The following is a 20,627-nucleotide window of genomic DNA, read 5'->3' on the forward strand; positions in this document are numbered from 1 at the left end:
TCCTTATTAAGGTTGAATGCTTTCCATCGCTTCCTGAATTTGCTCTTCATCCATTCCACCAGCAATAATCTGCTCAATATACCCATCTTTATTGATGAGGATTGTGGTAGGTAGTGGAATTACATTATAAGCACGCCTTACACTTTCATCTTTGTCTTGTGCGATGGGGAACGTCAACCCATATTGATCTCTGAACGATTCAGCTTTCAATCTTGTGTCTTTAATATTTATTGCTAATATGTGAACGCCTTTTTCTTCAAATTCTTTTGACTGTCTTTCCATAAATGGCATTTCCGTTTTACAAGGGCCACACCACGATCCCCAGAAATTTAGAAATACCCCTTGCCCTTCATATTCTGATAGTTTATGTTTATTGCCCTCAAGGTCAACTAATTCAAAGTCAGGCGCTTTGTCACCTATCGCTAATACTTTCTCAGTATCCTTAGATACAATTGCAAAAATGACAGCTCCAAATAGTAAGAATAGGACCACCGTTCGAATCATAAGACGGTTTTTCCTCTTCTTAGCGAACTGTTCCGCTTTAGACATTCTCATGCCCCCTTACATAGTAATTACGATATTATTATAACAAAGGATAGTCGCGAATAACTTTCGAGAAATGAAATAACTGTGAACTCGTCCCAATTAGCTCAAATCATAAACCAAATCGACCCCATAGAAAGCGCGTGGACCTACAGGATAGAGATCCGTTCCTGTAGGTCGCAGCGCGCTTAAAGGGTCTAACTTTGCTAAATTATGATGCCTTACCCAATCTTCCCAGTTTCCGCTAAGACACGTAATTGTTTGATTTCATGAATCGTTAATGGTCGTGAATCACCTGCGTTTAAGCCGCGTGCCGTGACGATTCCAAATTCTTCACGTCTCAAACTATCTACAGGACAGCCAATCGCATCGAACATACGACGCACTTGACGGTTACGACCTTCATGAATTGTAATTTCAACAATCGCCGTATTTGACTTTCTATCGTTCGATTGCACTTTAACGCGTGCTGGTGCTGTTAAGCCGTCTTCCAGTTCAATTCCTCGTTCCAGCTTTCTTAAATCCTCGCGTTTGGGAATGCCTTTTACTTTTGCAATATACGTTTTCTTAATCTCAAACTTTGGATGTGTCATTAAATAAGAAAACTCTCCGTCATTCGTCATAATAATGACACCAGATGTATCATAGTCAAGCCGACCAACAGGATAAATCCGTTCTTCAATTTCCGGGAAAAAGTCGACCACAGTCTTTCTGCCTTTCTCATCATTCGCAGTAGAAATGACGCCCCTTGGCTTATATAAAAGATAATAAACATGTGGTTCCTTCACAATTGGAACACCTTCTACTTCTACTTTGTCTGTGTGCGATACACGTGTCCCAAGTTCTTTCACGATAACGCCGTTCACTTTTACTTTTCCAGCGAGAATAAGTTCTTCTGATTTCCTTCTAGAAGCAACCCCCGCTTGGGCCATCACTTTTTGTAATCTTTCCATGTCGTCACCCCGTCTATATACTAGTGAAAATTATGTCACATTTTGTAGCAAATTAAAAGAAGACTGTCCTATATTAAGACAGTCTTCTCAATATCGCCACATTTTCTACTTAAATTGATGTGTTAACTTGATCTTTATTCAATCGAAACAACGTTACATTAAATTAACGTGAAAGTAAAATTTCAGTACTCAGGACTGGCTCTCGTTCAAAATAAACCGTCCATTGGCCAATGCTTTCTTTATCTCCTCCACGAGGAATTTGGAGAATATGCGATATTTCTTTGGCCTCCCCTTTTTTCAAGAGCATTTGAATTGGCTTTTTTAATTCTCCCTGGACGCCGGGTAATATGGCGTACGTCCCTTTTTTGGAAACCGTTTCAATACGATAGGTTGAAAAAGCTTTTTCGGCTAATGATAAATGCGTATTCCAATCATCCCCATCATTTAACGTTACGACGATGACTCTTTTATTATCTTTCTCGAAATATGTGACAAGTGTACGACCTGCTGCTTTTGTAAACCCTGTTTTCCCAGCAATTGCCGTGTCTTGTGACCGAACGAGTCGATGCTTATTTGCCCAACTATATGTCGTTTCTCCAAGTTTAAACGTATACATAGGCGTCGATGCAATTTCTCTAAACTTTTCATTTTGCATGGCATAACGCATCATTAATGCTGTTTCATAAGCTGTAGATAAATGCTGATCGTCATGCAATCCAGATGGATTTGTGAAATAAGTATCATTTAATCCGTAATACAATGCCTTTTCGTTCATCAAGTCGACAAAACCTTCTACTGATCCACCTGCATATTCTGCGAGCGCGTACGCTGCATCATTTCCTGAACGGAGCATGAGCCCGTATAACAGACTTTCAACGCCAACTATCGTGCCTTGTTCCAAATAAATCGATGACCCTTCTGCGGATGCTGCTGCTGGTGACATTGTAGTTTCTCCAAGTGAAACTCCGCTTTCCAGCATTGTAAATGCAGTCCAAATTTTCGTTAAGCTTGCAATCGGCAGTTGCACATTTTCATTGGAACCCATTAATAATCGACCCGTATCCGCGTCAATTACCGCCCACGAAGATCCAGCCTTTACCGTTTTACCACCGAACAGTACGAACAATGAAACTAATAAGACAAGCATACTTGCCCGTTTCAAGTATCATTTCCTCCTCCGTCATTGTCGATTTCAAATGCTTCTTGAAATTGTGTCATGAATAAGTCATTACTTTCTGCGTCATCGTCTTCTTCTAGCTTAAGCGGAGGTAAATCTTTAATGGATTCAAGACCAAATCGGTCAAGGAACAAATCAGTTGTCCCATATAAAATCGCCCGCCCCGTTCCTTCCGATCGACCTTTCTCCATAATAAATCCTCTTGAAATTAGTGTATGTAATGGCCCCTCGCTTTTAACACCACGAAGATCATCTATTTCTACTCGCGTCACAGGTTGTTTATACGCAATAATTGCCAGCACCTCAAGAGAAGCCTTCGTAATTGTTTGCGGAGAAGGATTTTCAAGCAACCTTTTAATATCCTCTGCAAATTCCGCCTTTGTCACGAGGCGATACGCTCCACCGTATTGCTTTAATGTGATCCCTCTATACTTTTCTTCCTCGTAAGCATTCAGTAAGTCCTGAAGCGCTTGACTCATTGTCGCTTCATCTTCTACAGTTAATGTGGTCAATTGCTTCAATGTTAAACCTTCATCGCCTGCAATAAATAAAAAACTTTCAATCATTCCTAATAACCTTTTATTCTCGCACAACACTTTCGCCTTCTTTCAAATACGATACCGTCAAACTTTCAAAATTATCATTTTGGCTAACGATAATATCTCCACGTAACATTAATTCCAATAATGACATGAATGTTATGACTAGCTCACCCGTTTCTCTACTTTCTAATAGGGCATAAAAATCACAACTGCCACCGCTTTTGACAAGTTTCTCCATAATGTCATCCATTTTCTCACCAACGGACTGCTCTGTTTTTGTTATACTAGCAGTAAGAGGTGCTCGAAGTCGATTACGATCCATCATTTTTTGGAATGCACCAATGAGGTCATAAACATTTAAACTTTCCTCTTGACCGACAGAAACAACCTCTCCGTATTGCGCGATATCTTCAGGCGGTTTTGTGAAAAAGTCAGCCCGATCGTCCGCGGAATCTTTTAAGCTTTCGGCAGCTTCTTTATACTTGCGGTATTCAATTAAACGTGCCACAAGTTCATCACGCGGGTCATCTTCTAATTCAAAATCATCTTCTTCCCCGAACGCTTCATCTTCATGTATAGGAAGGAGCATTTTACTTTTAATTTCTATTAAAGTTGCTGCCAATACGAGATACTCACTTAATTCGTCAAGTTGCAAAACACGCATTGCATGCAAATGTTCGATATACTGTTCTGTTAACTCCGCCATTGGAATATCGTATATATCGATTTCCAAACGGTTAATTAAATGAAGCAACAAATCTAAAGGTCCTTCAAATACTTCCAGTCGAACTTTATAGGACATGATGTACCACCTACCCATCTTACAGTTAAAGGATATGATAATTTGAAACCGTTATACCATCCATACTTTGTAAAGTTTATTGTTTATTTTAATAAGAATCAAGATTTTTTTGAATGTCATGAAGTACTCGAAGAATATTGGAATACATTCCCTGGCAGAACAAAAGAACACCCACTGACAGGTTATATTTTGCTTTCAACTGGATTGTATCATTGGCGTAGAGGAAATAGTATCGGAGCACTGCGTACCTTAAAGAAAGCGAAAAATAAATTAAAAATAATGCCTGAAAATTTTATTGCCTATACTGAAGGTATTGATTTCCCATCACTATATGACCATGTTAAAAAAAGCATTGATGACATTGAGCGTGAGCAACCCTTTGTATCCTTTTCAATTTCAGTCACGTCACCCAAACTTCATGCGTTAGTTGAATCAAAAGAGCCGCTCATGAAACTTTTACCTGTTGAGAGTGACGCCATTATCCATAAACATATCTTACGAGATCGGTCCGAAATTATTCGTCTTCGGAACGAAAAAAAGAAGGGCAGACATTAGTGATCTGCCCCTCCACTTTCCTCTTGCATACATCTTTTTAAAAATGCTTCTGTAATTTCAGTGCTTTGACATTTCTTTTCTGGGTAACGACTTTGTATTGCTTTTACCATTTCCTTGCCAAATCCTTCTCCTCGAAACGACGGATTTACAGATAAATGTTGCAACGTAAAAACATCATTGCCCATTTCAATCCCCAGTAGGCCTATAAAATCTTCCCCGTCTTTCCAAAGATACAATTCCCACGAGTCATCTGTCTCATATTGTTGAATTGTTTCCTGCAACGCTTTCACACTTTGATCCTCTGGCATGTACGAAAGCAGACCCATTGCAATCTTCTCATAAGTCTTTTTGTAACGTATAAGCATCTGTATGGATCCCTTCTTTTTCTGATAAAGTGAACAATCGGGCCTTTACGAGCAGTTGGTTGCCATCGGACTTACCTAGATTCCATAAAAACCGTTGAATAGGAACCTTACTGCTCGTTAAGGCGGATAAAATATTTCATCAAATTGTATTTATACTACTCAAGATCCTGAACCAGGACCAAACGATGGCGCGATAAAGTACCAATACACTGCACCCCATATGAGACCCATGACAAGAATGCCCAGGAATAAAAATAGGTTTCGCTTCCTCAAATTGTATCCCCTCGCTTTACCGCCTGTAATGGAACGTCAAGTCTCGTAATATCTTCATAAGTTTCTCTGCGAATAACGAGTTGATGCAATCCATCTTCTACAAAAACAACGGCCGGTCGAGGTAGACGATTGTAATTACTTGCCATTGAGTAACTATACGCCCCTGTACAAAATGTTGCAATAATATCATCTTCTTTAGGACGCGCAATTAATGCGTGTTCAATGAGTTTATCTCCCGACTCACAACATTTCCCTGCAATCGTTACTTCAGTTGTTTGAGGTTCATTCATTCGATTTGCGGTCACTGCGGTATATTCCGCCCCGTATAATGCCGGTCGAATATTATCAGACATACCGCCATCAACCGCGACATATGTACGTATTTCAGGTACTTCTTTCATACTTCCCAATTTGTATAGTGTAGTGCCTGCATCCCCTACTAGTGAACGACCAGGCTCAATCCAGATTTCCGGCATTGGATATTGATGTTGGCGCGTCATGGATAATACAACTGAAGCCATTTCTTCTACATACTTTGCAGGTGCAAGTGGTGCATCTTCTTCTGTATAGCGAATACCAAACCCTCCGCCCAAATTTAACACACTGCAAATAAAGTTATACTCATCGCGCCACATGATCATTTTATTCATGAGCGCTTCTGCTGCGAAGCGAAATGCAGTCGTTTCAAAAATTTGTGAGCCGATATGGCAATGCATCCCTAACACTCGAATATAGTCATCGTTATGTAGTCGATAAAATGCCTCATCTGCTTGTCCATTTTTCAAATCAAATCCAAACTTCGAATCTTCTTGCCCTGTCGTGATATAATTATGTGTATGTGCCTCAACGCCAGGCGTGACCCGAATCAGAACATCCATTTCTTGTTTACGCAATGCCGATATTCTTTTAATTAACTCGATTTCTAAGAAATTATCGACAACGATACAGCCAACTTTTTCCGCAAATGCATATTCTAACTCTGCTTCACTTTTATTGTTCCCGTGAAAATGAATTCGTTCACGTGGAAAACCAGCTTGAACAGCTGTATAGAGCTCTCCGCCCGAAACAACATCAAGAGAAAGCCCTTCTTGTTGTGCAACTTCATAAATTGCTATGGATGAAAATGCTTTACTTGCATACGCCACTTGTGCCTGAATCCCTTCTGCTCGAAAGGTTTCTTTAAATGCTCGGGCACGTTCACGAAACAGTGCGATATCATATGCAATTAGCGGAGTGCCATACGTGTTCACTAAGTCGACACTATCCACTCCGCCTATTGTCAAATGTCCTTTTTCATTGACCTCTTGTGTTCCATAGAGAAGCATTGAGGCTCTCCCCCTCTTTTTTTATTCTGAACTTATTCGAATTTTATCACAAACTGGGGAGAACTTGCAAAGTTCTATTTGAGTCGATTTCGATTTGGTGATTGTGTAATAAATGGTCGCGGTACATCCGCGGTCATCGGGAACCGAATTAAAACCCGCATCATAGCACTTGGAAAAAATGGTACTGCAGGCCACATATACGGAACGTTCATTGGTTTCAACGAACATAAATAATAAAATAGAACAGCAATCGATAGGAAAAATCCAGGCGCACCAAGTAGTGCAGTTGAAAGAAGGATTATGACCCTAAATACTTTTGTTGTTATACTCAGTTCAAAAGATGGTATCGCGAAAGTAAGAATGGCACTCACTGCAACATACAACACAACTTCAGGCGTGAATAAACCAACATCTATTGCCACTTGTCCAATCACAATGGCTGCCACGAGTCCCATGGCAGTAGATAACGGTGATGGCGTGTGTATTGCCGCCATTCTCAGTATTTCTATCCCCACATCCGCAATAAGTAGCTGAACTAACAGGGGCACCTCACCAATATCCTTTGGTCCTATATAACTAAGAAAATCAGGCAAATAATGTTGCTCAGTTGCAACTAAATACCAAAATGGTAAAAGCAATAAACTTAAAGCTGCCCCTATGAATCGCGTTAGTCTAACAAATGTTCCAATAAGCGGAGCCTGCCTATACTCTTCCGCATGTTGTAAATGATGAAAGATAGGTGCTGGCACAAGTATTACTGATGGAGACGTATCAACGATAATCGCAATATGCCCTTCTAATAAATGAGCTGCACATATATCGGGTCTCTCTGTATACCGACAGAATGGCATTGGATGAAATTTTTGTTTAAACAAAAATTCTTCGAGTGATTTGTCAGTCATCGTTAATCCATCATGTTCAATTTCATCCAAACGCTGTCGAATGTAATCTAAATGCTCCTCGCTAGCTGCTCCTTGGATAAACGTAATGGCAACATCTGTCTTCCCATTAATCGTCGTCTGGTGCATTTGAAATCGTAAATCCTCAGTTCGCAACCTTCTTCTTACAAGTGCTGTATTTTGTACGATTGATTCAGTAAAACCGTCTCTCGCACCACGAATCACTTTCTCCGTATCCGGTTCTTCAGGTTGCCTGCCAGGATAAGATCGCATGTCGATTATAAATGCATAGCCATTTTGTGTAATAAATGCGGGTTGACCCGTTAAAATGTTCGTTAGTAGCTCATCTCTATCTTTAACTTCTGTCACAGCTTGATAAGGAAAGTAAGACAGAAACTTCTCACTTTCCTCTACATCTTCATCATCCTCCAACTGATTCCATTGCATTCTTGTTAATAGTGTCAATAATCCGTGGTCATCCACTAAGCCGTTCATATAGAGAAGTAAAGCAGGCATATCCCATAAGTGGATAGTCCTTGCTACCGCATCATATGTTTCACCTTTACCAAAACATTGATTAAACCAGTCTTCTCCTTCTTTCATAGAAGCAAATAGTTTTTCCATCGTTTTAATCCGTCCTCACTTTTTCCGAACTCTCCTCTGTATTTGCCCCCATCCACATTTTTAACTGAGCTAGTATTTTTTTCTCTAGCCGCGAAACTTGTACTTGTGATATGCCAATCCGTTCAGCAATATCACTTTGTGTATAATCTAAATAATAGCGCATATAAATAATTGTCTGGTCTCGTTTATTAAGCCTAGTAATGACATCCCTTAACGGTATATGATTAAAGACTTTTTCCGATCGATCATCACGAAGCTGATCCATTAACGTTAAACTATCTCCTTCATTTTCATAAAGTTGCTCATGAAGTGATGCAGGATCACGCAAGGCGTCCGAGGCTAATATGACATCCTCCAATTTAACATCTAGCATATCTGCAATTTCAGATAGCGTAGGCGCTTGTCCACTTTCTTTTACATAATTATCAGTTGCATGGCGAATTTTAAAACTCAGTTCTCGAATCGAACGACTTACTTTCACCATGCCGTCATCACGTAAAAATCGTTGAATCTCTCCAACAATCATCGGAACAGCATAAGTAGAAAACTTTACATCGTACGATAAATCAAATTTATCAATCGACTTCATTAATCCGATACAACCAATTTGAAATAAATCTTCCGGATCTGCACCGCGGGAAGCGAACCGCTGAACGATAGACCATACAAGACGCGTATTTCCTTCAATCATCGTTTTCCGCGCCTCTTTATCGCCTTCTTGTGAAAGTTTAATTAGTTCCCTCATCTTCTCCTGCGACAATAAAGCATGTTTCTTTTCAACGGATGCGTCCATACGTCACCTCATTCTGCTCGTTTCCGTTACCGGAGAAAATCGTTTTTCAAATTTCACGACTGTACCTGAGCCAACATTTGATTCAACTGATAAACTATCTGAAAAGCTTTCCATTATTGTAAAACCCATTCCTGAACGCTCCATATGAGGACGAGTTGTGTACATCGGCTCCATTGCTTGTTCAATGTCAGCAATTCCCGCGCCTTCATCACGAACTGTCATTGTCACTTTATCATCCTCAATCGTTGCATGGATGGTAACGATGCTCTTTCCATCGCAGTCATATCCATGAAGTATCGCATTCGTCACCGCTTCTGAGACAATCGTTTTAAATTCAGAGATTTCTTCGATTGTCGGATCGAGCGGGGTGATAAAACAAGTCATTGCCATCCTCGCAAGTGCCTCGTTTTCTTCGATTGCAACAAAAGATAACATCATCTCATTGTTCATGTAAAACCCCTCCTATTTCCCCGATCGCCTGATCGACCGTACAATGTCTAATATTCTTTTCAAGACCTGAAAAACTAAAAATCTTTTCCATTGTGACAGAAGGATTTAAAATAAGCGTCTCTCCACCAAAAGGTGCAAGATCGCGCATCCTACCAAGGATTAACCCAATTCCCGCACTATCCATAAATCCAAGCTTCTCTAAATCCCATATCACAGCCTTCACTTGACCTGCGAAAATAGCGGAAGATATATTTGTTCTAATCCCGTTTGCCTCATGGTTATCTAGTTCCCCATACAATGTCACTACTAATATTCCGTTCTCTGTAATTTCAATATTTGCCACAGTGAACCCCTCCTTCACGCCCTTCTTTCCACATCGGATTAAGAGAATCCTTCCCGGTGACAAAACTAGTCATTGAACGAAAAAACTTCTTATGTTTCGACAAAGTTTGGTCCTCCTCTAAGTATGTGCATTCGTAACCTAAATTACACATACGAGATAGAAAAATTCATAATGTTTCTTTGGAAGTTGATTTCATGGATATTGGGACGTCTGTTAGTGATTGAATATATTCTAGATTTACAGGTTGGAATCCCAACGTTGTTGATTTCCGTTCCAGGCGCACGCTTTCCGTGGGGCGGGCGGTGAGCCAATCGCAAAACGGAGATTGCGATTTGCCGTATTTCTGCGGTTTTTGCAGAAATTAAGGCATCCTGTTGGATATTCCTGCTCATAACGCTTCGCTTTTACTCGCAAAAGCCGTTCTTCGTTACGGCTTTCGCTAATCCCACAGGAGTCGGCGCCTTCCACTCCAATCAACGAAGACACCTCTATACATAAACAATCGACAGGATATCAAACCTAATTTTCGTTTTTCACTATTTAAAAAATCAATTATAAACTTAATTCTTTACATTATTAAAATTAGCTCTGATTTTAAGGTTGAATAGCTCATAACAGATTGAACATACTCGAAAACAGACCCATCCTACTTCGCAAAAGTTCACACTAACTTAGAAACAGTTGAGTACACTCACCCCATCCCATTTAAGTGTCCGTGAAAATAGTCATTTATTCCAAATAATATTTTTAAACAAACAAAAAACTCTTCGACTAAGATTTTTGACCTTAGCGAAGAGTTTGTGAATCATTATTTTGTTATGATTTCTCCAATTAATGGAGGAGGTGTAATCTTTGCATCCTCAATATGAATATGTTGCAAAAGCAACTCTGTTGATTGGGTAACGTCCTCAGAGTTCGCATGTAAGATTGCAAGCGTCTCGCCCTTTTCCACGTAGTCACCGACTTTTTTATTTAATACGATGCCCACGGCTAGGTCAATCTTATCTTCTTTTGTGGCCCTACCAGCCCCGAGTAACATCGCCGCTATGCCGATATCATCTGCTTCCATTTTTGTTACATAACCAGATCGACTGGCAACGACTGGAATTTGATATTGTGCCCTTGGCAGGCGTGAAGGGTCTTCAATTACGGTTCTATCTCCGCCTTGCGCTTCAATTAAATCACCGAATAACTGGAGCGCCTTGCCGTTTTGAATAACTTCTTTTAACATCTTTCTTGCTTCTTCAAGTGACTCGGCCTGCCCGCCTAGTACAACCATTTGGCTGCCTAGTGTGAGACATAACTCCGTTAAATCTTCAGGGCCTTTTCCTTGTAGTGTCTCAATGGCTTCCGTAACTTCTAGCGCATTGCCAATTGCATTTCCTAGTGGCTGACTCATGTCAGAAATAATCGCCATCGTATTACGGCCCACTTCATTCCCGATTGCAACCATCGCTTGTGCTAGCGCTTTTGAATCTTCAAGGGTTTTCATAAATGCACCTTCACCTGATTTTACATCAAGTACAATGGCATCCGCACCAGCTGCGATTTTTTTACTCATAATTGAACTTGCAATGAGCGGAATGCTGTCAACTGTCGCTGTGACATCACGTAATGCATAAATCTTCTGGTCAGCAGGTGTTAAGTTTCCGCTTTGTCCAATTACCGCAAGTTTCAAGTCATTTACTTGTTTTACAAATTGCTCTTTCGTTAATTCAATATGAAAACCTTTCATTGCCTCAAGTTTATCGAGCGTGCCTCCAGTATGACCGAGGCCTCTTCCACTCATTTTCGCAACCGGAACACCGCAAGCCGCAACGAGAGGTACGAGAATTAACGTTGTCGTATCTCCTACGCCGCCTGTTGAATGTTTATCAACCTTCACACCTTCGATTGCCGATAAATCGATTTGTTCCCCAGACTCTACCATTGCTAATGTCAAATGTGCTTGTTCTTCTGCATTCATGCCTTTGAAATAAACCGCCATCAGAAAAGCACTTGCTTGATAATCAGGAATCGTTCCATCTGTATAGCCATTTACAAAAAGTTCAATTTCAGCTTTCGTCAATACTTCTCCGTTACGCTTTTTTTCTATAACATCCACCATACGTACCATAATTATTTCACCCGTTCTTTTAATAATGGTAAAAAGCTTTCACCAAATTGCGGTAACTTCACGTTAAAATTATCTGCAATCGTTGCACCGATATCTGAAAAAGTTTCATTCACTGGCATTTCTCCTCCTGATTCAAAGGACGGCGAATACGCTAGTAACGGTACAAACTCCCGTGTATGGTCCGTTCCAGCATGGGTTGGATCATTACCATGATCGGCAGTAATAATGAGTAAATCATCTTCTCTTAGTACGCTCATAATTTCGTCCAGTCGTGCGTCGAATTCTTCAAGTGCTTTTCCATAGCCAATTGGATCTCTTCGATGACCAAATAATGCGTCAAAGTCAACAAGATTTACAAAGCTTAATCCGTGGAAATCTTTCTTCATCACATCAATTAATTTATCGACCCCATCCATATTGCTAACCGTTCGAACAGATTCAGTAATCCCCTCTTCATTGAAAATATCGGAAATTTTTCCTATCGCAATCACATCATAATCCGCATCTTGTAATTCATTCATAACTGTACGTTCGAATGGCTTTAACGCATAATCATGACGGTTCGCTGTTCTTGTAAAGTTTCCAGGTGTTCCGACAAATGGTCTTGCAATAATTCGTCCGACTAGATATTCGGGTGCCAACGTAATTTCCCGGGCAATTTCGCAAATTCTGTATTGCTCGTCAATTGGAATGATATCTTCATGAGCCGCGATTTGTAGCACTGGATCCGCGGAAGTATAGACGATGAGTGCGCCTGTCTTCATATGCTCCTCGCCTAATTCATCGATAATCGCTGTACCACTTGCTGGTTTATTCCCAATCACTTTTCTGCCAGTTCGCTGTTCTAATTCAGCAATTAATTCCTCAGAAAATCCATTCGGATAGACTTTAAAAGGTTTGTCAATGTTGAGCCCCATAATTTCCCAGTGGCCAGTCATTGTATCTTTCCCAACGGAAGCTTCTTGCATTTTTCCATACATCGCCAGCGGTTCATCCGCGACTGGTACGCCTTCGATAGGTCGAATATTCGAAAGTCCGAGCTTCGCCATATTCGGCATATGTAAACCTTTCATTTCTCTTGCAATATGACCAAGCGTATCTGCCCCTTCATCTCCATATAAATGAGCATCCGGCGCTTCTCCAATTCCAACAGAGTCCAATACGATTAGGTGGACCCTTTTAAATGTTTCGTTTTTCATATAAATTTCCTCCTCTAAATTAAGCTCGTGGGTGATGTTTTGTATAGACTTCTTTAAGCCGCGAACGACTTACGTGTGTATAGATTTGTGTAGTTGAAATATCAGAATGACCTAGCATTTCTTGCACCGCTCTCAAATCTGCACCGTTTTCAATTAAATGCGTGGCGAATGAATGACGTAAAATATGCGGTGTTAAATCTTTTTTTAGATTCGCCTCTACTGCATACCCTTTTATAATTTTCCAACACCCTTGTCTCGATAATCTCCCCCCGCGCATATTTACAAATAACGCATCTTCAGGCGTAGATGATTTCGAAACCATTTTACGTCTTGCCTCATTTATATAAACTGTGCAAGCTTCAATCGCTTTATTACCAAGTGGGACAATTCTTTCCTTCCCGCCCTTTCCAAAAACGCGCACAAACCCCATTGATAAGTGAATATCATTTACATCGAGTGCGATAAGTTCGCTGACACGCATGCCCGTACCGTATAAAATTTCTAGTAAGGCGTAATCTCTTTTACCTTGCGCTTTATTTCTGTCAGGTGCTTCTATTAATCTATCCACTTCACTCATAGATAAAACATTCGGTAACTTTTGTTCAATTTTAGGTAGTTCTAAATGAACTGTTGGATCATCCGTCGCTACTTTTTCGCGAAGTAAAAATTGATGAAATGAACGGATTGAAGAAATATACCTTGAAACAGTCCGCGTTGACTTACCTGTTTCTTTCATTTTTTGCAAATATAAAATAATTTCCCTACGTGTAATCGCATCGACATTTGTTATCTGATTTTCTACTAGAAAATCAATATAATCTGTTAAGTCTCGATTATAAGAAGTAATTGTATTTGCTGCTAATTGGCGCTCTACTTGTAAAAAATGAAGATAATCTTCCAACGCTAAGCGAGCTTCCTTCACTAAAAAACCCTCCTATCATGAAGTAAAAATGATTTGGTTAAGTTACATCATACGAACAATGTTGATTTCCATCCCTGACGGACGTTTTTACAACTTCAGGCGCTATCCTCTCGGGACACTTCAGCTTTCATTTTTCCAGCTTCGGAAGGTAGATGCACAAATCAAAAGCCATCAACTCGTTCAAAAGACCTTTAAAAACGCCAAAAGGGACAGCACGTAGCCATCCCCTTTTCAGTAGTTAATTTTCGCCTTCATCCACTTTACATGTTTTACAAATCCCATGAAAGGTTAGCCAATGGTCTTTAATCGTAAATTCCCAACGACTTTCTACGATTTTTTCAACATCCCCAAGCAGATCTTCTTGAATTTCTTCCACCTTACCACATTCAATACAAATCAGATGATGATGAAAGTGATTAGCACCTTCTTTTCGAAGGTCAAAGCGTGACACACCGTCACCGAAATTAATTTTATCCACAATTTTTAAGTCAGTTAATAACTCTAATGTCCGGTATACGGTTGCTAGGCCGATTTCTGGCGATTTTTCTTTCACTAGTAAAAAGACGTCTTCGGCACTTAAATGGTCCGCCTCGTGCTCAAGGAGGACCAAAACCGTCGCTTCACGTTGCGGCGTCAATTTATAGCTGGCCGCGTGCAGCTGTTTCTTTATTCGATCGATTCGGCTTTTCATCAGACGCCCCCCTCAAACTGAATTCATTATACCAAATATGCTTTATAGAAAACAACTGAAAGGGAAGATGGGGAAGCTAGTAGACTATGAATCACTTAATAATTAAAAAGAAAATCGTATACTCAAGTCCGATTAAAAGTACCGCACACATTGCTACTGTTATTAAACCGCGGTTATTACGTTCTTTTCTACCTGTTGTTTTCAAGAAAAAGGGTGGTGTTAATACCGCACAATATAAAAGCAATGCAAAACAAATTAATAGTTGAAAAGGAAACCACCATAGTGCATATTCAATGATCTTCAGCCCTTTCGCAAGCAAATATGCTGAAGAAACGCCAAATAGTACGCATTTTACAGCGCCCGTAAAAACGACTAAAAAACGGCTATATTTAAAGCGTGAAAATGCGAGTGCTAGAACAAAAAAGAGTACCGTTGTCGTGACCGGAAATAGTAGACTCGCATCACGTCCTTCCACGACCCTGGCATCGAACATAATTAATATCTTTTCAACTGACCCTACTGACAATTCTCTAAATAACAATGTCCCACCCAAATAACTAACGGCTAAAATAATAAATAAATAAGTAAAAGATAAGGAACGGGTCATCGGCTGCACCTCCGTCTATTTAGTACAACCTATGCTCGTCCCCCGAAAAATATTTACATATTTAATTGATGTTTTACATAAAGAATTGCAAAAGCCGTCTTGGCATCATATATTTCACCGGAAGCGACCATCTTTTCTGCTTCCTCGACGCTTACTTCTAATCGTTCAATGAATTCGTCTTCATCACCTTCAGCAGGATTTTCAATTGCATACAGTTCCTTGGCCACGTAAAGATGAATAATCTCATCCGCAAAACCTGGAGAAGTTGCGAAGGATTGTAAATATGTAATGTCATTCGTCCCGAATCCTGTTTCTTCTTCGAGTTCACGAATTGCAGTTAACTTCGGATCTTCATTTGGTTCAATTCGACCGGCTGGAATTTCAACAATCGTTCGTTCTAATGCTTTTCTATACTGCTTTACGACAATGATTTTCCCCTCGTCCGTAATTGGAATTATTGCGACTGCGCCTGGATGTTTTACCAATTCTCGTTTTGAATGATTGCCGTCTGGTAATTCAACGTCATCGACTTGCAGAGAGATGATCTTACCGTTATAAATGGAATTTGTTGCAATGGTTTTTTCCTCATAATTTTTCATTGGCCGCTTTCCTTTCTACTCTTTGTAAGTGGAATTTATCGTCTTATCATTGTACCATGGAAGCATAGAAGGTGGTGTGATGATGAAGAAAAGAGAACTAGGTACGAGTGGCCTATTCGTATCCGAACTTGGTTTCGGTGCCATGTCATTACCTAATAATTTATCAGAAGCGAATGAGATTTTTGACGCCGCACTTCATGCCGGAATCAACTTTTTCGATACGGCTGATTTATATGATGGTGGGAAAAATGAAGAATTCATCGCCTCTTTATTAAAAGGACGAAGAAATGATATTGTACTCGCAACAAAAGTGGGAAATAAACTGAATGCAGATGGAAAAAGTTGGTCATGGAATCCGACTAAAAAACATATTACAGAAGCTGTTAAACAGAGTCTTCGAAGACTAGGAACGGACTACATTGACTTATACCAATTACATGGTGGCACGATAGAAGACCATGTTGATGAGACAATTGATGCTTTTGAAAGTTTGAAAAAGGAAGGACTCATTTTACAATATGGCATTTCATCAATACGCCCTACTGTGATTAAACGATTTCTCGAAAAAAGTTCAGCCATTTCAGTCATGATGCAGTACAGTGTACTTGATAGAAGGCCTGAAGAATGGTTTTCTATGATTGAAGGTCTCGGTGCTTCTATAATTACGAGAGGAACGATTGCGAAGGGCTTCCTAACATTGGATGGAACTTCAAAAGAAAAAGCCTTAAAAGGATTTGCCTCCTATAATAAAAAGGAATTAATTGAAACACTTGAAGACTTACACAAAAATTTTGACGATTTACACGCCGTTGCAATTGTATTTGTGCTAAATGAACAATCTGTTTCTTCCGCATTAGTTGGTGCTAAATCTAAGCAACAATTACTCGACTCCATTATCGCTTATAAAAAAGGAAGCTCAATCGGAACATTAGAGATATTACGGAATATGACAACGCAACACCAATATAAAGAACACCGACTCGAATAATCTTGGTCGGTGTTCTTACAGGCTCTCGCTAGTGTTTGGCCAGCAAAGTTGTTCATTTATCGTGCATCCGGGAAGACATTTCGAACTGCTTGTCCAAATTCATCAAAGAAACCTTCGATTGGATCGCCTTCATTAATGCGTGTTTGATAATCTTTCATCCGTTCAACAAAATCAGGGTTTAAAGAGACATAGACATTTTCAACGTCCTGATTCACTTCCCGAACTTTTTCCGCAATTTTATCTTCCAAATCCTTGGATAGTTCATCTTCAGTTGTCGCATTGTCGTTATTGTTATTATTTGTGGTCGTATCGTTGTTATTAGCATTATTATCTGTGGTCGTTCCGCCATTGTTATTCAAAACAACAGCAACGTAAGCATTATTGTCCGTGACAATAACCGTGGCACTGTCTACCTCTTCTAATTCCTCTACCTTATTAGCAGCATCCTCAGATACATCCAATCGCGATTCACCGTTATGGTCAACGCCATTGTCTACATTGTTCTCTGTCGTATTATTTTTGTTATTCACCCCATCCTCAACCGCATTATTATCAATGGAGTGATCTTTGTTGTTATTATTTTTATTCATACAACCAACGAGTGCCAATGCGACGAGTGCAGCCACCATCAACATTATTAATTTCTTCATCAAATTCCTCCCTAATTTAATTTCAGTACTAGCATGACCTAAGTTGGGAGTTTTTATGTATTCACAATTAATATTTCACCTTAAAACTCAAAATAATATACAATCATTTTTTAATAAGAGATGTATTAGGATTACTGCGGAATAACTTAAATCGTTACTAAACCACCGAATAATGAAATTAAAATTAAACTCATGATACTGACGGAAAATGCTGCAACTAGTCCAATCATAAATGGCTTTAATCCAAGGCCTTTAAACATTTTTAAATTTGTCGATAAACCAACACCTGCCATTGCGGCCCCGAGTAAATAAGTTGAACCGAATGAACTGAATGCTGTGTAAAAACGCTCCCATGTCGCGACATTTAATACGCCAAATGCTTGGTCGCCACGGGCTATCGTCATATCTCCAACGGTTCGAATCAATGCTAGAAGTAAGAAACCAATGACAAATAGTGGAATAAGCGTATACCATTTAGGTACTTGTTTTGTTTCCTCTCCCTCTACTTGTTCAACATTTCTCAAAAAAAGATAGGAAATAAACGGAATGACTGCAATGATAAATAAATTTCTTGTTAATTTGGTGACAGTCGCAACATCAATCACCTTTTCCATTCCATACATCTGATTGTAAATCAGTGCCGCACCCGTTACTTGTGCTGTGTCGTGAATCGCAGTTCCTAAAAATAAGCCTGCTTTGATAGGATGATCAGCAAAAAAGAAATGAGCCAAATACGGGTAAAATAACATACTGACTAACCCGAACATTGTAATGTTTGCTACCGCGTAGGAGATTTCATTATCTTTCGCTTTAACGACAGGTGCCGTTGCCATTATTGCTGTCACTCCACAAATTCCCGTTCCGGAAGCAATTAACGTTCCTAGCCGCTTGGACTGGTTCATCTTTTTTGTGAAATATAAAGTAACCGTTAAACCGCAAGCAATACAAAGGATAATTAACGGTAATCCCCAAGCACCAAGCTTTAAAGCTTCAACAAGACTCAGGCGTAGCCCAAGTAAAATGATACCCGCTCGCAATAAGTATTTAAGGGAAAACTTAATCCCATCCATAAACATTTCGGATAGCCCAATTGTGTTTCGTATTAAAATACCGAGTAAAATGGCTACGAAAATACCTGATATCGGACTAGAACTACCCGCAGGCAACACATTCAAAGCGTTCAATAACAAACCTAATAAGTCCGCAAAATAAATGCCAATTAATATGACTGCAAGGCAAATCGCTACGCCTGGTACATAATTAAGAAATTTATTCTTTACACTACTTTCTTTTCTCAAATCATCCCTCAATTCCTTTGGTGTAAATTACTTTTAAAATAGGTCTTGAAACGAACAAAAATAGAAGAGGAAACCAAGCTCCTCTCCTACTTCTTTTTTATCTAAAAGTTGCACACATCAATCGACTTCTACGCCCCAATTAAATGGATCCTCAACCGTCCCTGTTTGTATGCCCGTTAATGTATCATATAATTGTTTAGACAGTTCGCCTGTTTTCCCTTCATTCACAACAAACTTTTCATCCTGCCAATTAAATTCGCCAATTGGGGAAATAACTGCCGCTGTTCCCGTTCCAAACGCTTCTTCTAACGCCCCATTTGCATGCGCTTCTTTCAGTTCTTCCATTGAAATTTTGCGCTCAATCACTGGGATATTCCAATGCTTTAGTAATTGGATAATGGATTTTCTTGTGATCCCTTCCAATATACTGCCATTCAGTTCAGGTGTAATGACTTCCCCATTAATTTTGAAGAAAACGTTCATACTTCCTACTTCTTCTATGTACTTTTTCTCCACACCATCTAACCAAAGAACTTGTGAATAACCTTTTTGTGCTGCTATTTCTTGTGCTTTTAATCCCGCCGCATAGTTACCTGCTGTCTTTGCTGTTCCAGTTCCTCCAGAAACAGCTCGAACGTATTCGTTTTCGACTAAAATTTTCACTGGATGAATTCCTTCTTTGTAATAAGAACCAACTGGCGACAAAATAATCATAAAACGATATTTGGTTGAAGGCGCAACCCCTAAATAAGGCTCAGTTGCAATCATGAAAGGTCTAATGTAGAGTGAGGTCCCCTCTGCTTTAGGAATCCAGTCTTTATCTACAATGAGTAATTGCTTCAATGCTTCAAGTGCAAACTCTTCGTCAATTTGCGGCATGCATAGACGTTCACACGATTGATTCATACGGCGCATATTTTGCTCCGGACGGAATAAACGGATTTTCCCTTCTTTAGATAAATAGGCTTTCAATCCTTCAAATACCGTTTGCCCATAATGAAAAATAATTGCTGCTGGATCAAGTGTTAGGGGTTCATAAGGAACTACTCGATGGTCTGTCCATCCTTTTTCCTCACAATAATCCGCAATAAACATATGGTCCGTGAATACTCTACCAAATTGCAATTCCTCTGCTAACGGCTTTTCTCTTTTTGACTCACTCAGTTTGACTTCGATTGTTTGTACTGTCATGATACCCGTGTCTCCTTACCATTTTAATTTCACAAAACCAATAACATTTTCTGCAAGTAAATGATTTAATAATTAGTATACTACGAAAAAGTCAGAAATAATAGCATCATTTCAATTCTAACTGAGTCATGTTTTTGTGGGTACTATTTTAAGTAAATATTTTCTCCTCCTGGATAGTACAGTATCTCATTTTTAAAATACGAAATAAAATGTTGATTTCCGTTCCGAGCGGACGCTTTCCGCGAGGCGTGCGGTGAGCCGCTTCCTTCGCTTCGCTCCGTCCAGGGTCTCACCTGTCACGCTTAATCTCGCAGGAGTCGCCGCTCTGCACTCCAATCAACAGAGATTCCTTTTATATAAATTTCTAAACACATATAACTTACATATGATCTGTCTTAGTCTCATTAATGTTGGTGATTTCGTGTAATTTACTCTAGACAAATGCTAATAGCTAAAGTCACCCTATATTCAAAATGAGTGACTTAAGCAAATTCCAAGGATTACTTTTTCTTCTTTTTAGCTGCGTCATTTTGTCCGGTTACTTTTAGATCGTCTACACTTTTATCATATCCATAGCCATATTCTTCACGGTCTTTTTCATTCCCACGTTTTTTCTTACTCACATTCATTCACCTCCGTACCATAAGCTTGGACCATATTTGTGCTTTTATGATAATGCATTTCAGTTTACCTATTACGCAATATTCCGTACACTTTAAGTA

Annotated in this window: 23 protein-coding genes; 2 read left to right on the plus strand and 21 right to left on the minus strand. The window is 39.6% G+C overall.

Annotated features, from left to right (window positions below; all coding sequences use genetic code 11):
• Window positions 1–6: 6 nt before the first annotated feature.
• The 5 genes from resA to BI350_RS11500 form a co-directional block, all read right to left on the minus strand.
• Window positions 7–549, minus strand: a complete 543-nt coding sequence (resA, locus tag BI350_RS11480) for a thiol-disulfide oxidoreductase ResA (protein ID WP_075528240.1) — start codon at window positions 547–549, stop codon at window positions 7–9.
• Between the two features lie 215 nt (window positions 550–764).
• Complete coding sequence (locus tag BI350_RS11485) at window positions 765–1,496, minus strand: pseudouridine synthase (protein WP_075528241.1); 732 nt, start codon at window positions 1,494–1,496, stop codon at window positions 765–767.
• A 163-nt stretch (window positions 1,497–1,659) separates the two neighbouring features.
• Entirely contained in the window at window positions 1,660–2,658 is a 999-nt protein-coding gene (locus BI350_RS11490) for a D-alanyl-D-alanine carboxypeptidase family protein (protein ID WP_075528242.1), read from the minus strand.
• On the minus strand, window positions 2,655–3,239 hold the full coding sequence (scpB, locus tag BI350_RS11495) for an SMC-Scp complex subunit ScpB (protein WP_075529355.1): 585 nt from the start codon (window positions 3,237–3,239) through the stop codon (window positions 2,655–2,657). Before scpB ends, BI350_RS11490 begins: the two co-directional genes overlap by 4 nt.
• A gap of 13 nt (window positions 3,240–3,252) precedes the next feature.
• A complete protein-coding gene (locus tag BI350_RS11500) occupies window positions 3,253–4,017 on the minus strand; it encodes a segregation/condensation protein A (protein WP_075528243.1) in 765 nt (254 codons plus the stop codon).
• Between the two features lie 42 nt (window positions 4,018–4,059).
• On the opposite strand from BI350_RS11500, the gene BI350_RS11505 reads away from it, so the two are divergent.
• A complete protein-coding gene (locus BI350_RS11505; protein ID WP_075528244.1) occupies window positions 4,060–4,572 on the plus strand; it encodes a DUF309 domain-containing protein in 513 nt (170 codons plus the stop codon).
• Here BI350_RS11505 and BI350_RS11510 read toward each other — a convergent pair.
• The 12 genes from BI350_RS11510 to BI350_RS11565 form a co-directional block, all read right to left on the minus strand.
• On the minus strand, window positions 4,569–4,937 hold the full coding sequence (locus BI350_RS11510; RefSeq protein ID WP_075528245.1) for a GNAT family N-acetyltransferase: 369 nt from the start codon (window positions 4,935–4,937) through the stop codon (window positions 4,569–4,571). The genes BI350_RS11505 and BI350_RS11510 overlap by 4 nt on opposite strands.
• Before the next feature lie 269 nt (window positions 4,938–5,206).
• On the minus strand, window positions 5,207–6,535 hold the full coding sequence (gene lysA, locus BI350_RS11515; protein WP_075528246.1) for a diaminopimelate decarboxylase: 1,329 nt from the start codon (window positions 6,533–6,535) through the stop codon (window positions 5,207–5,209).
• Between the two features lie 74 nt (window positions 6,536–6,609).
• Complete coding sequence (locus BI350_RS11520; RefSeq protein ID WP_075528247.1) at window positions 6,610–8,058, minus strand: spore germination protein; 1,449 nt, start codon at window positions 8,056–8,058, stop codon at window positions 6,610–6,612.
• A gap of 4 nt (window positions 8,059–8,062) precedes the next feature.
• A complete protein-coding gene (locus BI350_RS11525; protein ID WP_075528248.1) occupies window positions 8,063–8,851 on the minus strand; it encodes a SigF/SigG family RNA polymerase sporulation sigma factor in 789 nt (262 codons plus the stop codon).
• A 3-nt stretch (window positions 8,852–8,854) separates the two neighbouring features.
• Window positions 8,855–9,301, minus strand: a complete 447-nt coding sequence (spoIIAB, locus tag BI350_RS11530) for an anti-sigma F factor (RefSeq protein WP_075528249.1) — start codon at window positions 9,299–9,301, stop codon at window positions 8,855–8,857.
• Window positions 9,291–9,644 (minus strand): anti-sigma factor antagonist, encoded by a 354-nt coding sequence (locus tag BI350_RS11535; RefSeq protein ID WP_075528250.1) that lies wholly within the window; start codon window positions 9,642–9,644, stop codon window positions 9,291–9,293. Before BI350_RS11535 ends, spoIIAB begins: the two co-directional genes overlap by 11 nt.
• Before the next feature lie 808 nt (window positions 9,645–10,452).
• Window positions 10,453–11,760 (minus strand): pyrimidine-nucleoside phosphorylase, encoded by a 1,308-nt coding sequence (locus BI350_RS11540; RefSeq protein WP_075528251.1) that lies wholly within the window; start codon window positions 11,758–11,760, stop codon window positions 10,453–10,455.
• Between the two features lie 2 nt (window positions 11,761–11,762).
• Entirely contained in the window at window positions 11,763–12,959 is a 1,197-nt protein-coding gene (gene deoB / locus BI350_RS11545) for a phosphopentomutase (RefSeq protein ID WP_075528252.1), read from the minus strand.
• A gap of 19 nt (window positions 12,960–12,978) precedes the next feature.
• Window positions 12,979–13,881, minus strand: a complete 903-nt coding sequence (xerD, locus tag BI350_RS11550) for a site-specific tyrosine recombinase XerD (protein ID WP_075528253.1) — start codon at window positions 13,879–13,881, stop codon at window positions 12,979–12,981.
• A 238-nt stretch (window positions 13,882–14,119) separates the two neighbouring features.
• On the minus strand, window positions 14,120–14,572 hold the full coding sequence (gene fur, locus BI350_RS11555) for a ferric iron uptake transcriptional regulator (RefSeq protein WP_075528254.1): 453 nt from the start codon (window positions 14,570–14,572) through the stop codon (window positions 14,120–14,122).
• 91 nt (window positions 14,573–14,663) lie between these two features.
• The gene (locus BI350_RS11560) at window positions 14,664–15,179 is read right to left on the minus strand and encodes a hypothetical protein (protein WP_075528255.1); all 516 of its coding nucleotides are present in this window, start codon (window positions 15,177–15,179) and stop codon (window positions 14,664–14,666) included.
• 53 nt (window positions 15,180–15,232) lie between these two features.
• Window positions 15,233–15,778 (minus strand): NUDIX hydrolase, encoded by a 546-nt coding sequence (locus BI350_RS11565; RefSeq protein WP_075528256.1) that lies wholly within the window; start codon window positions 15,776–15,778, stop codon window positions 15,233–15,235.
• A gap of 82 nt (window positions 15,779–15,860) precedes the next feature.
• On the opposite strand from BI350_RS11565, the gene BI350_RS11570 reads away from it, so the two are divergent.
• Window positions 15,861–16,766: an aldo/keto reductase gene (locus BI350_RS11570; RefSeq protein WP_075528257.1), complete on the plus strand. Its 906-nt coding sequence runs from the start codon at window positions 15,861–15,863 to the stop codon at window positions 16,764–16,766.
• A gap of 56 nt (window positions 16,767–16,822) precedes the next feature.
• Here the strand turns inward: BI350_RS11570 and BI350_RS11575 are convergent, their stop codons facing one another.
• The 4 genes from BI350_RS11575 to BI350_RS17320 all read right to left on the minus strand — a co-directional run bounded on the left by BI350_RS11575 (window position 16,823) and on the right by BI350_RS17320 (window position 20,528).
• Window positions 16,823–17,416, minus strand: a complete 594-nt coding sequence (locus tag BI350_RS11575; RefSeq protein ID WP_075528258.1) for a YhcN/YlaJ family sporulation lipoprotein — start codon at window positions 17,414–17,416, stop codon at window positions 16,823–16,825.
• Window positions 17,417–17,562: 146 nt separating this feature from the next.
• Complete coding sequence (locus BI350_RS11580) at window positions 17,563–18,714, minus strand: YeiH family protein (protein ID WP_075528259.1); 1,152 nt, start codon at window positions 18,712–18,714, stop codon at window positions 17,563–17,565.
• 117 nt (window positions 18,715–18,831) lie between these two features.
• Window positions 18,832–19,905: a branched-chain amino acid aminotransferase gene (locus BI350_RS11585; protein WP_075528260.1), complete on the minus strand. Its 1,074-nt coding sequence runs from the start codon at window positions 19,903–19,905 to the stop codon at window positions 18,832–18,834.
• A gap of 500 nt (window positions 19,906–20,405) precedes the next feature.
• A complete protein-coding gene (locus BI350_RS17320) occupies window positions 20,406–20,528 on the minus strand; it encodes a hypothetical protein (protein ID WP_281181724.1) in 123 nt (40 codons plus the stop codon).
• Between the last annotated feature and the right edge of the window lie 99 nt (window positions 20,529–20,627).

The organism is Sporosarcina ureilytica (genome assembly GCF_001753205.1).
GTDB classification, from domain to species: Bacteria; Bacillota; Bacilli; order Bacillales_A; family Planococcaceae; genus Sporosarcina; species Sporosarcina ureilytica.

Excerpts from the sequence above, each read along its gene's own strand:
- resA (WP_075528240.1), bottom strand. The coding sequence starts at position 549 with ATGTCTAAAGCGGAACAGTTCGCTAAGAAGAGGAAAAACCGTCTTATG.
- BI350_RS11485 (WP_075528241.1), bottom strand. The coding sequence starts at position 1,496 with ATGGAAAGATTACAAAAAGTGATGGCCCAAGCGGGGGTTGCTTCTAGA.
- scpB (WP_075529355.1), bottom strand. The coding sequence starts at position 3,239 with ATGATTGAAAGTTTTTTATTTATTGCAGGCGATGAAGGTTTAACATTG.
- BI350_RS11500 (WP_075528243.1), bottom strand. The coding sequence starts at position 4,017 with ATGTCCTATAAAGTTCGACTGGAAGTATTTGAAGGACCTTTAGATTTG.
- BI350_RS11510 (WP_075528245.1), bottom strand. The coding sequence starts at position 4,937 with ATGCTTATACGTTACAAAAAGACTTATGAGAAGATTGCAATGGGTCTG.
- lysA (WP_075528246.1), bottom strand. The coding sequence starts at position 6,535 with ATGCTTCTCTATGGAACACAAGAGGTCAATGAAAAAGGACATTTGACA.
- BI350_RS11520 (WP_075528247.1), bottom strand. The coding sequence starts at position 8,058 with ATGGAAAAACTATTTGCTTCTATGAAAGAAGGAGAAGACTGGTTTAAT.
- BI350_RS11525 (WP_075528248.1), bottom strand. The coding sequence starts at position 8,851 with ATGGACGCATCCGTTGAAAAGAAACATGCTTTATTGTCGCAGGAGAAG.
- spoIIAB (WP_075528249.1), bottom strand. The coding sequence starts at position 9,301 with ATGAACAATGAGATGATGTTATCTTTTGTTGCAATCGAAGAAAACGAG.
- BI350_RS11540 (WP_075528251.1), bottom strand. The coding sequence starts at position 11,760 with ATGGTACGTATGGTGGATGTTATAGAAAAAAAGCGTAACGGAGAAGTA.
- deoB (WP_075528252.1), bottom strand. The coding sequence starts at position 12,959 with ATGAAAAACGAAACATTTAAAAGGGTCCACCTAATCGTATTGGACTCT.
- fur (WP_075528254.1), bottom strand. The coding sequence starts at position 14,572 with ATGAAAAGCCGAATCGATCGAATAAAGAAACAGCTGCACGCGGCCAGC.
- BI350_RS11560 (WP_075528255.1), bottom strand. The coding sequence starts at position 15,179 with ATGACCCGTTCCTTATCTTTTACTTATTTATTTATTATTTTAGCCGTT.
- BI350_RS11565 (WP_075528256.1), bottom strand. The coding sequence starts at position 15,778 with ATGAAAAATTATGAGGAAAAAACCATTGCAACAAATTCCATTTATAAC.
- BI350_RS11570 (WP_075528257.1), top strand. The coding sequence starts at position 15,861 with ATGAAGAAAAGAGAACTAGGTACGAGTGGCCTATTCGTATCCGAACTT.
- BI350_RS11575 (WP_075528258.1), bottom strand. The coding sequence starts at position 17,416 with ATGAAGAAATTAATAATGTTGATGGTGGCTGCACTCGTCGCATTGGCA.
- BI350_RS11585 (WP_075528260.1), bottom strand. The coding sequence starts at position 19,905 with ATGACAGTACAAACAATCGAAGTCAAACTGAGTGAGTCAAAAAGAGAA.